This is a genomic window from Acidicapsa ligni, assembly GCF_025685655.1.
GTDB classification, from domain to species: Bacteria; Acidobacteriota; Terriglobia; order Terriglobales; family Acidobacteriaceae; genus Acidicapsa; species Acidicapsa ligni.
In genome coordinates, this window is the sequence record NZ_JAGSYG010000007.1 from 160517 (window position 1) to 174503 (window position 13987).

The window sequence follows — 13987 nt, forward strand, 5'->3', positions numbered from 1 at the left end:
AAGTGTGCAATTTCACCCTTTGTCGTGTCAACAGGTAGGACACCATCTCATCCGTTACAGCGCACGTCTTCCACCCCGGCTATTTACCGAGGGAGGCGATTTCATACCCATTCATTCGAACAATGAAAATCGTTCCGGATAGGCGAATCAGCAGGTGCTTAGTAGCAAGGATGTTTAAATCGTACAGGGCGATTACACAGAGGCTTCGACGCCGTCACCGGGTAGCTTCATGTATCGCTTTCGAAGTAGCCATAAGCCAATGCCGATAACAGCCCACACGGTTCCTACTACACGAGCGAGATGCCCAAGATTGAACCAGAGGAAACAGCAGGTGGCGAAGCCGCAAACCCCAAGCAGAATAGGAAACCATTCCTTCAGTCTTCCCTGTCGCCAGGCATTCAGTATTGCAGCGACGTTTACTCCCATAAAAGCAAGCAATGCACCGTAATTCAGGAGTTCTGTTCCGAGCTGATAGCTGAAGCAAAGAGCTCCAACCAGACATATGCCGCCAATGAGAAGCACATTGTTACGAGGAATCCGGTTCTTGGGATGGACCGCTCCGAAGAATCGCTTAGGAAGCGCGCCATCCTGCCCCATCGCAAGCATGAGACGGGCAGCTCCGAGCTGTGAAGCCATGCCAGAACCGATTGTCGCTAATAACAGCGCACCATTCACAATTGTGAACAATGCCGGGCCACCCACACGGCCGGATATATAGACATATGCTGTATCTATATCGGGAAACACCTTGCTCTGGGGCCATGCAAGCTGTCCAACATATACTTCAATGCTAGCGAGCATTCCAGTAACAATGCATGTCCATACAATCGCGCGCGGGACATTCCGTGACGGATCTTTTGCCTCGTCTGACAAAGTGGAAATGCCGTCAAATCCAATGTAGGTAAGCACCGCTATAGATGTACCTCGCAGTAGTCCTGACGACGTAAAGGTTGATGGGTCATAGAACGGATGTGTCAGAAATCCAGCAGGATATGTCGGTAGATGGAGAAGATAACGCAGGGCTGCGATGAGTACGAGAATGATTACTATACCAAGTACAAGTGCCATGCCTGCGTTGATCTTGGCCGACGTCTCCATGCCATTGCAATTCAGTGTAGTAAAGAGCAATGCGAACAAACACACCCAGATAACATACGGTACCTCTGGCAGAAAATTGATGGCAGCTTTGCTGCACCAAATCATGCATATCAATGGATTGAGAATGTAATCCATGACCATGCACCAGCCGGTTAGATAGCCAAGGCTGGAATGAATCTCCTTGCCTACATAAAGAAAGGCCGAACCGCCGTGCGGATGGACTCTTGCCATTCGTCCGTAGCTTACAGACGTGAAAAGCATCGCTATCATTGCCAGCAAGATCGCTGTAACGACATGCCCATGCGCCTCGGCAGAGATAACGCCGTAGCTAGGCATAGGAGCCGTCGGTTGAATAAGGATGATCCCGTAAAGGATGAGATCCCAGAAACGAAGACTCCGTTTCAAGCTTGCCGGCTGATTCATGGAGACTTCGTCCTGCTTGGATGACATTCTGATCCTTATGGGGCAACAGTAGGCGATAGCTCTTCTTGCTTCACATTCCATCCTGCGATATCAACAACAGGTTTCTCTGGCGCATCCTCGGGAAGAATCGCGATAAGAGTTGCGGACTCCCCGGGCATAAGCTCGATCCAGTTGTCCGACCATAACACAGGCGCAACCAGCTCTCCCTTGCTGCTACGGATAGCAGCAGATAGCTGAAATGCAAGCCCATCGGATGGGTTCTGGAGATGAACTCTTACTTCGCGCCCCTTGCTCGTATTTACAGTCTCTGCATGCGAAGCTATCTTAACCGGCTTGAGTGCTCTTAGCGCCGACAATTCTTCATGCTTCAATGCCGGTGTATGCGTGAAGTCCGTCTTCTCCCAATCGAAGGTGGTAAGAGTCGTCGGAACCCAATAAAAATTACGGCTTACGGTCTGTCCTCTCAAGTCAACGAGCATGAGTTCCACGAATAATATCCTGGAATCGCCGGCAAATACGTTGTCTGGAATTACGCCGGCACGTGTCGAAGAATCTGCCGACGATTCAACTTCCTTCGTATCAGAGAAGATCTCCTTCAGTTGCATGTCGTAAACATGCACCGTCGAGCGTAGTTTAGGCAGAGCCTGATAGGTGCTGTTTACGACAACAATGCTGTGATCATCATAGGAATACTGAATATGCACTGGTTCGCAGGCCTTCTTGACTCCGAAATATCCGCCGCCAGCATCCAGGTAGTAGTCATACAGATGCCAGATATTCGATGGCCACGCATTATTCAACATCCACTGAACCACACCAGTCGAGGTGTATTTATTCCTGCTGTAGGCTTCGAACATCGCGCGTTCAGAGTCATACTGCATCGTCTGTGCTACCTGTACATAATCCTTCGCGTCGGTTGGCGAAGTGTACACATGGCTCATCGCATCATCAAAAACTTTAAGAGAATGAAATTCACCCCCGCCGTTATGAAAATTCCATTCTTCACTGGGCGGCCACGCGAGAGTTCCTGGAACAAATTTTTTCAAACTGACAATGCTCGGAATTGCAGGCCCAGGCCCTGTCTCCGTATTAAATCCGTAAGCACCCCCATGGCTCTGATCCACGTACCAATAGGACGGAGCAACATAATCGTAAGGGCCAGTCATCTTCACGCCACTCTTTCCGCTAACGGATGTAGGCGTTGCACTGGCAGAAGAAAGCGTTGGGTTAGGCCAATGCGTTTCCGCTTCAACCTTCAGGTAGAGCTCCTCAACATCGGACGGCGGTGGGTTATCGCTTCCATTCAGCCAAACAAGCAGGCTCGCGTGATGTCGCAGGCGCAACATCTGTGAGCGAAGCGAGGCTGCGGCAACAGTCCGGTTTTCAGGCGACCATTGATCCCATTGCTCCCATTGATCGCAGCAACACCACCCAAGCATCACGAGGATTCCCTGCTCGTCTGCTAGATTGAAAAAGTCCTCCGTCTCCAACTTTCCTTCGAGCCGAATCGTATTTAGACGTAGATCGCGTACCAGCTTGAACTGCTCTTTAAGCCTCTTTTCATCGGTGCGCAGCAGCATATCCTGCGACCAGCCGCCCCCACGTATCAGGATCGGCTTCCCATTCACGCGAAAAAGTCGGCTTCCCTTCTCCGTGAGTTCGGATGTCATCTCGCGAATACCAAAGCGAATCGCCTTCTCATCCGATATCTGGCCATTGCGAATAAAGTGGAGATCGAGAGACTCAAGATGCGGATCACCCATCGCATAGGGCCACCACACTTTTGGATTCCGGATCTTTAATTGCGGATAGTCACTCGGCAGGAACGCTACTGTGCGGTCTTCATGCGGATTCAGCGAAACCTTTTGCTCAATGTCGACTCCAGCTATTTTTCCTTTTACATCCCCCGTAATCGTTTCGTCGGTTGCGTTGTGAAGCTCGGCATAGACGGTCAATTCAGCATCAGCCAATGAGCCATCAGAAAAGTGAGTCGACACTTCCGGGGACTGCAAAGTCACAGCTCCAGTACGAACCAGGGACACATCCCCGATCAACCCCATGTCCTTATCCGGAGGTGCGGGACTCCAATCAACCCAGTTGATGCCAAGATCTTTTTCAGTCGGAGCAAACGTTTCAACGGCGAGTACATTTTGCTGCCCCGCAAGAACCTGGCCGGTGACGTCGAGATCGTACACACGATAGGCTCCGGCAATCGTTGTCGAATCCGCAATACGCTTGCCGTTAAGCCAAATGTTAGCCCGGTAGTTTATGCCGCCAAAATGCAGCGTGTAGTGACCGCCACGTCCCGCCTCAGGCAAACTAAACTCTTTGCGATACCACCATGCGCACCGATAAGGGCTGTCGGTCGGCATAGCCAGGTTTGAAAAGTTCGCTCCAATTGGATACCCACCACCAGGAATATCCCGCAAATGCGTTCCTACATAAAGATCAGGAACAACTTTAGCTGCGGATTGTGCGGCAAGGACAGTGGATGGAACCGTAATCCCGAGCCAGGACTGAACATCCAACCCCGGTTTGGAAATAGCCGCACCATCAACAGAAACCTCACACCCCGACTTCAACCGCCATCCTTCGTGCAACGGCATCGTGGTGCCGGCAGCCAGCAACGGGGAAGCAAAAAGCAGGACATTGAGGACAACCAAAAGCCGCTTTAGTACCTGAAATGCCATTATTCGTACCTTCGCTCTATGAGAAGTTGTTCGTAAGAAACGTATTCGAGCAGTACTCGTATACACGAGGCCAAAATTCTCGCCCACTAGATAGAGCAATGATCACATTGGCGCATTTCGATCACATAGTTGAACGATTAATCAAGTTTTATATATGTCCAGTTTCTGATGGGTCAAGGTATTTTTCATATTCCTGTCGTCCCATGCGAAGCAGAAGTCCAAATCAGGATGGCGTGTCGCTCTGATACAGGGCTCGCCACTTCTGCATCTTCAGGATTGCGACTCCTAAAATCGATTGGTTTGGACAACCCGCAAACAAATAATGATCATTTACGCCAAAAAATTACGCTAAAACGAAGCAATTTTGATAGATTTTTTCATTTTTCTGGAATATGTCGTCATTTTGGATTAATGTGGATGTCACATGAATTTTCCCTAAATTCAACCGTTTCATTGTTTGCAAACTCGATTAAGGAATTGACTCAACCTCATTCAAAGGAAGGCCTCCCATGTGCCGATCTATTCTCAGACAATTTTCGTGGCTGGTATTCGCACTCGTTTTTACAGCGACGTTTGCACACGCCCAAACGGTCACCGGTTCCATAACCGGCGAAGTGACCGACCCGAGTGGCGCCGTCGTTCCCGGAGCCCGTGTCGTCGCCCATAATCTAGACACGAACGTAGATTCACCGACAACTACAAACTCAACTGGCTTCTACCGCATCCAGTTTCTCCCGATCGGCCACTATCAGGTCACAATTGAAGCCAAGGGTTTCAACACGGAGACACTGCCGCCCTTCCAACTGGAAGTCCTGCAAACCACGACCTTCAATGTGAAACTCGGTGTAGGCAGTTCCGCGACAACCGTAGATGTATCCGCCGCCGCGCCTATCCTGAATACAAATGACGACACCTTGAGCGGCACTTTTACCGCCAATACCATCTCAAACTTTCCATTGAATGGCCTCGACTTCTCGGCTCTGACACTGTACGTCCCCGGAGCGGTAAGCACCGCTGGCACAGGTGGAACAACCAGCATCGAACGCAGTACGTATTACACCGACTCCGTAAACCTGAACGGTAACCGTGCCCAGTCGAACAATTACACGCTCGACGGCATCGATATGAATGAGACATTCAATAACCTGATCTCCTATAGCCCTGCCCCAGAGGCTCTTGAAGAGCTCAAGGTCATCACGGCTGACTCCCCTGCAGACTACGGCAACGTAAACGGGGCAGGCGTCGTGAGCATACTCAAGAGCGGCACCAACCAATTCCACGGCTCGGCTTACGGCCTGGTGCAGGACTACAGGCTGAATGCCAACACATGGGGGAACAAGAACCAAACCCCCGTCATTCCAATCAATCCCTTCTCTCAGAATCAGTTCGGAGGGACTTTCGGTGGTCCGATCAAGCGGGATAAACTATTCTTCTTTGTCGATTACCTCGGATCGCGCTTCCATACGGGGGGCATCGGTTCGACCAGTGTATTCACACAGGCAATGCGGGATGGTGACTTCTCTACCCTGCTCTCCGCATCAACACCGATCCAGCTTTATGACGCACTCAATGGTTTCAAACCATACGCCAATAACCAGGGCATTCCGACCATCAATCCTGTAGCCAAGTTTTTGTTTGCGAATCCGTCACTGTATCCATTGCCAAATGCTACCCCTACCGATGGAATCGCAAATAACAACTACCAGGCACCCACGCGTAACTTCAAAGCCAACAATCAAGGTGACATCAAGATTGAATTTGATCCCCGTGTGAAAGACAAGATCTCCGGGTTCTATTCAATGTCCACCGCCTACGATGGCTCGACACCTGTATTGGCCATTAGCTTTCCTGGCGTCAACCTTTATCCAACCAAGCTCTTTGGCACCACCTGGGTTCATACGTTCTCCCCTGCTCTGATTAATTCAGCTCGCATCGGATTTACGCGCACAGTATGGGCTCAAAATTTTCCTCTCGATCCGACAGGTCTATTTGGAACCTCTGGCAACGCCAAAGTAGGCATCACTTTCCCAGATCAAGCCTTTAACGGCTTCTCCTCCCAGAACATCACTGGCGGCATCTTTGCAGGCGGCAACCCTGTTTTCGGTGGCGGTCTCATCGATAACACCTATAGCTACATCGACAACATCACCTGGCAGCGCGGTCGTCACCTCTTGAGCATGGGCGTACAAGGCCTGCGCTATCAGAACAACTATCCAACCGCCAACAACAACGGTTACCTGGGTTCTTTGGGCTACAACGGAAACTACACCAAGGACCCCACGAATGCCAACTCGGGATACGGTGGTGCCGACTTCCTGCTCGATCGCGTCAGTTCAGTCGCCGCAACTAACACCAGTGTCAACGTTGGCCAGCGTCAGTGGCGCGTGGCAGGCTTCGTCAACGACGATTTCAAATTGTTTCCGAATTTGACTTTGAACTTTGGCATACGATACGAATTCGATGAACCCTGGGTCGAGTCCAACAACAAGACCGGAAACGTCGATGAAATTACCGGTCAAGTGCTATACGCGCATAGCGTTCCAATCGGAGCGCCAGCCGGATCCGGCGTATGCACCAACCGCGCTTGCTACGATCCAAACTTCCGGCAGATCATGCCGCGCGTTGGTTTCGCTTATCAAGCCAATGACCGATATGTAGTTCGTGGCGGCTATGGTGCAACCAGCTTTTTCGAAGGCAACTCTTCGAACCAGCGTTTGACTTCCATAACCCCCTTCATCCAGGCAATTAACTTCAGCCTTACGCAGCCTACCGCTACAGATGTCCCAACTCCCCTCAACGCGGAGACCGCTTTTAGCACGCCGGCAACCGCAGGTGGAACATACAACGTCTATCCAAAGAACATCCAGCCCGCCTACGTGCAGGAATGGAATCTGACGATGGAATATGCACTGACACGCACACTCTCCTTGCAGGCTGGTTACCTCGGCGAACAGGGTCAACACATTGAAGACTACGGCAACCTGAATCAGTACCGTGTCAACGGCGATCAAACATCCGCTCCGTTCTACAACAGCCCATATATCGGCATCAATTCGCCTCAGGCAACTGCCGTTGACGCCAGTAAACTTCTCGTAACCGAATCGCGCGCCATGATGAATTTCAACGCGCTCGAGGTTGTTCTGCGACAACGTCAAAGCCATGGACTGGAGTACACGCTAAACTACACATATGGCAAATCGATGACCAACAGTCTTGGTAATTTTGCGTTGAATGTGAACGGATACAGCGGCGCATTCCAAAACTACTACGACAGTGCCGCCGACTACGGACCATCGGGTTACGATGTAACCCACAACGTTTCGGGTAATGCCGTCTACGCGCTGCCTGTGGGACGTGGCAAAGAGTATTTCTCACATGCCAATCGCATTTTGGATGAGGCCATTGGAGGCTGGAAAATCGCAACCGCAGGTGTAGCGTATTCGGGATTCCCGGAAACCGTTACCTCTAGCATCAGCAGCAACTCTCAAAGCTACGGCAATGAGCGTGCCAACCAGTATCGTCACATTAAGATTGTGAATCGCTCCATCGACCACTGGTTTGGAACAGATCCTTCCGCTCAACCCTGCACCACGCCAGGCGTGGATAACGGTGTTTGTGCCTTCGGCGCCCCGGCAAACAGCACCTTTGGAACATCCAGGAACGGCTCTGTACGCGGCCCAGGATATCTAAATGTGGACATGTCGGCATTCAAGGACTTTCACATCATAGGCGACCATTCGGTAGGCTTCCGATTTGATGCCTTTAACGCATTCAACATTGTGAGCTATGGCAACCCGGATACCGGCATCAATAACACAACCTTCGGCGATATCGGACAACAGAATTCGATCCGGTCAACCGAGCGGCATCTGCAATTCTCGGCACACTATAGCTTCTAACGATGTAGGCAGCCGCGAAACATCGCGGCTACCTCTTATGAAACATTTCATCTCTCCGGATGTCTCGCCTAATATCTTGGATCACGAGACATCCGGGATTTTTTAAAGGAACAGGACTAGGCAATCATGGAACTCGAAATATGTGTGGACTCCGTGGAATCAGCGATCGTAGCTGAAAAAGGAGGCGCAGACCGGGTTGAGTTATGCAGCGATCTGATGGAAGGTGGCATAACCCCGAGCAGCGGCTTAATTCATTCCGTTCGATCAAAAATCGATATCGGTGTCTTCGTCATGATCCGTCCACGCGGCGGAGATTTGTATTATTCGGATTCTGAATACGTTGTCATGATTCAGGACATCGCAGATGCCAAACGCCTCGGAGCAGACGGTGTCGTGTTAGGCCTACTCACCGTCGACGGGCATGTAGACGTGCTTAGAACGGAAAAGCTCGTCAGACTTGCCGCCCCCATGCATGTAACCTTTCATCGCGCCATCGACATGGCCGTCGATCTCGATCAGGCCTGTGAAGATATCATCACAACAGGTGCTCATCGTATCCTCACCTCCGGCGGCAAACAGACTGCGCCCCTCGGAAGCCAGAAGATAGCAAAAATGGTTGAGGCCGCTCAAGACAGAATAGGCATTATGGTAGGAAGTGGACTTCGTACTAACAACATTCTTGAAGTTGCTAGAGCCACAGGAGCGCAACAATTCCATGCCTCTCTACGCAAGCGAGTCGCCAGCCCGGTAACCTATCACAACCATGTTTTGAACATGGGCAGCCGCATGGGAGAAGAATTTCAACGCTACATCGTCCTGGAAGAAGAGGTCCGAGCACTCAGACAAGCTCTCGATGAAGTTGCCTACCTTTCAAACCAAGACCAAGCCACGCGATAATCGACGCAAACCCAGCCCCACAACAGTCGTACACCGATTCAATCGTTTTCATTGCTATGTCATCCAAAACTGACGAACGCGCAAATAAAATACTGCGATTGCTACTGAGCCATGGAAAGACCTCGATCGAAGATCTGACCGAAGTCTTCGGAACCTCCCCTGCCAGCGTACGGCGGGATCTTGTACGACTTGAAGAACGAGGCCTGGTTCACCGTACTCACGGCGGAGCTATGCTCGCAGAGCCAACCGTCTACGAACCATTTCGCTTTGACGCGTCTTTTCGTATTCGTGAAGATCGCTTCTCTCAAGAGAAACAACGTATCGCTCAAGCCGCGGCTCAACTTGTTCTCGAAAACGAAACCCTCGGCTTCACAGCGGGAACGACGACCACCCAGGTTGCTCGAAGCCTCCGCCACCGCAGCAACCTGCATATCATCACCAACGCAGTAAACATCGGTATGGAACTAAGCAGCAGCAATGGCCTCGATACAACACTCACCGGAGGTTGTATGCGCTGGGCAGACGCATTCTCTCTGATTGGTCCTACTGCAATCGAGAGTCTGAATGTTGTCGTAATGGACCGTGTATTTATAGGCGTATGCGGCATAGATGCCGTTCGCGGAGCAACCACCATCGAGGCAGATGAAGCAGCCGTCTTTCGCGCCATGACGCGTCAGGCAAAGCAGGTGGTAGTCGTCGCAGACTCCAGCAAAGTAGGCATGGTCAGCCCTGCTGTAATCTGCAGCGTAACCGATATTGATCTGCTCATCACCGATGATGGAATCTCGGAAGAAGCACTGCTCGCCTTTACAAAGAGCGGAATCGAAGTGATGCGAGTCTGAATCGCATCACTTCGCCGTGACGGCGCCAGTGAAATATAACTGAAACTCCCGTATCTGAGCTTCTGAAGTACTGGACAGAATATTCAAACGCACTCTGCTCGCAGTTACTGGTGCGAATCCATCAATCTTCTTGTGGCCAATCGCTTCTGCACCGGCAACTCGCTTCCACTTACCTTCCGACCAGACCTCGATCGCATACTTCTGCACCTTCTGGCCGTCATTCAACCACTCCATAGTAATGGCATGGTCAAAGGTCACAGGTTTCGCAAAGTTCACTTCGAGCGTTGCATGGTGCGATCCTGATGGAGCAGTCCAGAATGTGTCAGGATCATTATCCAAGGCCACCGATATTTCTGTCGGACCCGCCGTATGAGCAAGAGCAAGATTATTACCGTAGCGCTTGTGGATCGCTTCGCCAAACTCTCTGAGTCGCGCAGCATCCGAGTCAGGCAGCAGCCCTCGACTATCAGGAGCGACACCCAGCATCAACTGCGCCCCGCGGCCCACTGTCTGCTCATACGTATTGACCAGTTCATCCACGCTCTTCAGTGATTTCTCATCATCTGGATGCCAGAACCAATGCAAGTCTCGCAGCGGAGTATCCGCCTCAACCGGACGCCAACGCAGATAGCCGTGCCGATCAATCACATTCCAGTTCTCATAACCTACGCGGCCGGATTCTGTCCCGACCCAGCGCGCATCTCCGTATTCAAACAACGCCGTATCCGCGAAGACAACCGTATTCGGCTGATATGTTCGCAGTGTCTCCATAATCTTTGGGAAGTTATAAACATGGCCCGCGCTCCCTGCCCCATCCAGCCAGAACTCCACAAGATCACCGTAATTCTGCACCAGTTCCTCTAGTTCGGCCAGGTAGTACTTGTCATATTCCGCGGAGTCTTTATATCGCGGCTCATGACGATCCCAGGGAGAGAGATAAACTCCAAATTTTAAACCGTACTTACGCGCAGAACGTGCAACATCGCCGACCAAATCCCCCTTGCCATCCTTCCAGGGGCTGCTCTTTATGCTGTACTCTGTTTGGCCTGTCGGCCATAGACAAAAACCATCATGGTGCTTCGCCACAAGCACTACATACTTCGCACCCGAATCACGAATCGCCTTCATCCATTGATCTGGATCAAACTGGGTCGGATTGAAGACCTTTGGATCAGCTGTTCCATCGCCCCACTCTCTATTGAGAAATGTATTCGTCGAGAAGTGGAGAATCACGCCAAATTCCAGATCCTGCCATGCCGTTTGCTGCGGAGCGGGCTTGATGTCAGGGAAACTCTGCGCCGTGGCGAGTCCTCCAGCCAAAACCCAGCACAGGCTCGTTGCTACCACTTTCTCAAACATTCTCGAAGTAAAGCTCGACATTTTTCCCTCTCGTTATCCGTTAGTATCTCACCGCAATTTGCCGCCAGGAGAGGTGCTCTTTGCTGGTTAATCCAACATCAGCACTACAACTCATCAGTCCGCAAACCATTCGAAGCCCGACTTCAAAAAGGTTTAAATGAATCGAGAAATACCGAATTAAGAATCTTGAGGGATTATTGATCTCTCGGAAGCATTGATATGATCATTTCTAGCCGATATGATCAATGGGCAGGCCCCATCCTGCCATGATCCGTAAAAGTTAGCACTTTCTGGTTGAACATCGTTGTTTTTCAAATCATCTCTATTCCCTGCCCTCAGTACTCGACTGCTGAGGGTCACCTTGAGTGTTGTTTGTAGTCAGAAAATTCGAATAGGCACTAACCCTGAATGAATACCTTCTTTTTTGAGCTGTGCGCCGAAAGCCTCCAAGCCGCCAGAATTGCTGAGGCCGGTGGCGCCGATCGTGTCGAGCTATGCCACCAGCTATCCGCCGGCGGTATTACCCCAGATTTCGCCACCATGGTAGACACGGTTCGGGCCGTCTCCATTCCCGTTCACATGCTCATTCGCCCACGGGCAGGCAATTTCGTCTACAACGACACCGACTTTACCTTAATCAGGGAACAGACACTGCAAGCGAAAACCGCAGGCGCAGCCGGAGTAGCCATCGGCCTGCTGCTCCCCGATGGCCGCGTCGACGTCAAACGAACCCGCGAAATTGCCGAACTGGCAGCACCTCTGAAGATCACCTTCCATCGAGCCTTCGATAAAGTGCTTGTACAGGATGTGGGACTGGAGGATGTAATAGCCGCGGGAGCGGATTGTCTCTTGACCTCAGGAGGCAAGGCCAACGTTCTCGAAGGGGCAGATCAGATCAGTGCATTGAGAGAGCAAGCCGGCAATCGAATCACCATCATGGCTGGCGGAGGACTTTCTCTCTCTAACATGCTTGAGGTCGCTCGCAAGACAGGCGTCACATATCTACATGGTTCGCTCATCCGCAAAGCTGCCAAATCCCCTGTGCCTGCTGCACAAACGCATGCAACAACCGATTCAATCTCGATGGGAGATGTCTTCTTAGAAGATGTAAAGCTGGCAATCAGCCGATTGAACGATGCTTTCCAGTCTGAGCAGGTAAGCTCCCATAGCTCCCAATTGACACGCTAGCTTCACAGTGACAAGTACCTGCCATATGATGATCCAAACATCAGTACAGTGAGCGATGATAGAGGTGGAAGTTTTAAATTTTCTACTTATTGGAGCGTTCGGATGTCGCCCATTCTGCCAAGTCGTCGTAGTTTCGTCATGGGTGCTGCCGCCCTCACCATTCAGGCTCATGGACTAACCGCCATGGCGACCGACAGTCTCTCGACAGCGATACCCTCAGCCTCGGCATTACCTCACGCACGGCCAGCGCTCGCAGATCGCAGATTTCAGAGCCCCGCGGTTGAAGCACTCATCACGCGCCTAAAGCCAAAGATCGCCGACGCGAATCTTGCAACAATCTTCGAGAACTGTTTCCCCAATACCCTCGATACGACCGTGACCGTAGGCACCTTTGAGGGCAAGCCGGATACCTACGTAGTCACCGGCGACATCGATGCAATGTGGTTGCGCGATTCATCTGCGCAGGTGGTTCCCTATCTTCCGCTGGTGAATGAAGACCCAGGCCTGCGCACCTTCGTAGAAGGATTGATTCGACGCCAGGCGCGGTTGATTCTGCTTGACTCATACGCAAACGCCTTCCTGCACAGTCCTTCTGACCCGCCTCTGAGTTGGGCTGTCAAAGATGTAACAACACACATCGCCGGGGTGGGCGAGCGTAAGTGGGAGATCGATTCGCTCTGCTATCCGATTCGCCTGGCCTACGGCTACTGGAAAGCCGCCGGATCTGGTTCGATTACATCGGCCGGCAATCCATTTGACAAGCAGTGGCAGGCCTCCGCATGGAAGATCGTCCAGACCTTTCGCGAACAACAGCGCAAGCATGACCAAGGCCCATATTCCTTCCAAAGAGAAGCTCTTGCTCCAACGGACACTCTGCCACTCAGTGGGTTCGGTAATCCCGCTAAACCCGTGGGCATGATCTTCTCTGGCTTTCGTCCTTCCGATGATGCCTGCGTCTATCCGCTCTTCGTACCCGCAAATCTTTTTGCTGTAACCAGCCTTCGTCAATTAGCGGAGCTGGCGACGCACACAGTCCAGGACCAGAAGCTGGCAGCCGAATGTCACGCACTCGCAACCGAGGTCGAAGCCGCCGTGCGCCAACACGGAATCGTTCACAATCCTGAGCATGGCGAGATCTGGGCCTATGAAGTGGATGGCTACGGCAACGCATTGATGATGGACGATGCCAACGCACCCGGCCTCTTGAGTCTCGCCTACCTCGGCTGCTGCAAGCTGGATGATCCGCTATATCAGCGCACACGCAACTTCGCGTGGAGCATGGCCAATCCCTACTTCTTCCGCGGCAACGCAGCCGAAGGCATCGGTGGTCCTCACGAAGGACTCAACAGCGTCTGGCCCATGTCGATCATGATGCGCGCCTTCACTTCCACCAGCGATACAGAGATTCGCCAATGCCTGCGCTGGCTCCGCGATACAACCGCGGGAACAGGCTTCATGCACGAAACCTTCCACCCGGATAATCCATCGCAATTTACACGCCCCTGGTTTGCGTGGGCGAACACTCTCTTTGGCGAACTGATCGTCAAACTATCCACGGAAAAACCTCACTTGCTCGCAGAGAAGTTATAGC

General features: G+C 51.7%; 8 protein-coding genes. 5 read left to right on the forward strand and 3 right to left on the reverse strand.

Features of this window, described 5'->3' with window-relative positions; genetic code table 11:
- Nucleotides 1-192: 192 nt before the first annotated feature.
- Both OHL19_RS20410 and OHL19_RS20415 read right to left on the reverse strand, forming a co-directional pair.
- Nucleotides 193-1548 carry an APC family permease gene (locus OHL19_RS20410; protein ID WP_263359682.1) on the reverse strand — a complete coding sequence of 452 codons (1356 nt, stop codon included), beginning with the start codon at nt 1546-1548 and terminating at the stop codon, nt 193-195.
- 8 nt (nt 1549-1556) lie between these two features.
- Nucleotides 1557-4211, reverse strand: coding sequence for a glycoside hydrolase family 2 protein (locus tag OHL19_RS20415; protein ID WP_263359683.1), 2655 nt, complete (start codon nt 4209-4211; stop codon nt 1557-1559).
- A gap of 509 nt (nt 4212-4720) precedes the next feature.
- On the opposite strand from OHL19_RS20415, the gene OHL19_RS20420 reads away from it, so the two are divergent.
- The 3 genes from OHL19_RS20420 to OHL19_RS20430 all read left to right on the forward strand — a co-directional run bounded on the left by OHL19_RS20420 (nt 4721) and on the right by OHL19_RS20430 (nt 9849).
- A complete protein-coding gene (locus tag OHL19_RS20420; protein WP_263359684.1) occupies nt 4721-8110 on the forward strand; it encodes a TonB-dependent receptor in 3390 nt (1129 codons plus the stop codon).
- A gap of 126 nt (nt 8111-8236) precedes the next feature.
- Nucleotides 8237-9007 carry a copper homeostasis protein CutC gene (locus OHL19_RS20425; protein ID WP_263359685.1) on the forward strand — a complete coding sequence of 257 codons (771 nt, stop codon included), beginning with the start codon at nt 8237-8239 and terminating at the stop codon, nt 9005-9007.
- Nucleotides 9008-9063: 56 nt separating this feature from the next.
- Nucleotides 9064-9849: a DeoR/GlpR family DNA-binding transcription regulator gene (locus OHL19_RS20430; protein WP_263359686.1), complete on the forward strand. Its 786-nt coding sequence runs from the start codon at nt 9064-9066 to the stop codon at nt 9847-9849.
- 6 nt (nt 9850-9855) lie between these two features.
- Here the strand turns inward: OHL19_RS20430 and OHL19_RS20435 are convergent, their stop codons facing one another.
- Nucleotides 9856-11208 carry an alpha-L-fucosidase gene (locus OHL19_RS20435; protein ID WP_263359687.1) on the reverse strand — a complete coding sequence of 451 codons (1353 nt, stop codon included), beginning with the start codon at nt 11206-11208 and terminating at the stop codon, nt 9856-9858.
- 408 nt (nt 11209-11616) lie between these two features.
- Here OHL19_RS20435 and OHL19_RS20440 point away from each other — a divergent pair, with 408 nt between their 5' ends.
- Nucleotides 11617-12396, forward strand: a complete 780-nt coding sequence (locus OHL19_RS20440; protein WP_263359688.1) for a copper homeostasis protein CutC — start codon at nt 11617-11619, stop codon at nt 12394-12396.
- Between the two features lie 102 nt (nt 12397-12498).
- Nucleotides 12499-13986 (forward strand): glycoside hydrolase family 125 protein, encoded by a 1488-nt coding sequence (locus OHL19_RS20445; RefSeq protein WP_263359689.1) that lies wholly within the window; start codon nt 12499-12501, stop codon nt 13984-13986.
- Nucleotide 13987: the final 1 nt, after the last annotated feature.

What these genes read in the sequence shown, in the direction of transcription:
- OHL19_RS20445 (WP_263359689.1), top strand. Translation starts at nt 12,499, where the DNA reads ATGTCGCCCATTCTGCCAAGTCGTCGTAGTTTCGTCATGGGTGCTGCC.
- OHL19_RS20435 (WP_263359687.1), bottom strand. Translation starts at nt 11,208, where the DNA reads ATGTTTGAGAAAGTGGTAGCAACGAGCCTGTGCTGGGTTTTGGCTGGA.
- OHL19_RS20410 (WP_263359682.1), bottom strand. Translation starts at nt 1,548, where the DNA reads ATGTCATCCAAGCAGGACGAAGTCTCCATGAATCAGCCGGCAAGCTTG.
- OHL19_RS20440 (WP_263359688.1), top strand. Translation starts at nt 11,617, where the DNA reads ATGAATACCTTCTTTTTTGAGCTGTGCGCCGAAAGCCTCCAAGCCGCC.
- OHL19_RS20415 (WP_263359683.1), bottom strand. Translation starts at nt 4,211, where the DNA reads ATGGCATTTCAGGTACTAAAGCGGCTTTTGGTTGTCCTCAATGTCCTG.
- OHL19_RS20425 (WP_263359685.1), top strand. Translation starts at nt 8,237, where the DNA reads ATGGAACTCGAAATATGTGTGGACTCCGTGGAATCAGCGATCGTAGCT.
- OHL19_RS20430 (WP_263359686.1), top strand. Translation starts at nt 9,064, where the DNA reads ATGTCATCCAAAACTGACGAACGCGCAAATAAAATACTGCGATTGCTA.
- OHL19_RS20420 (WP_263359684.1), top strand. Translation starts at nt 4,721, where the DNA reads ATGTGCCGATCTATTCTCAGACAATTTTCGTGGCTGGTATTCGCACTC.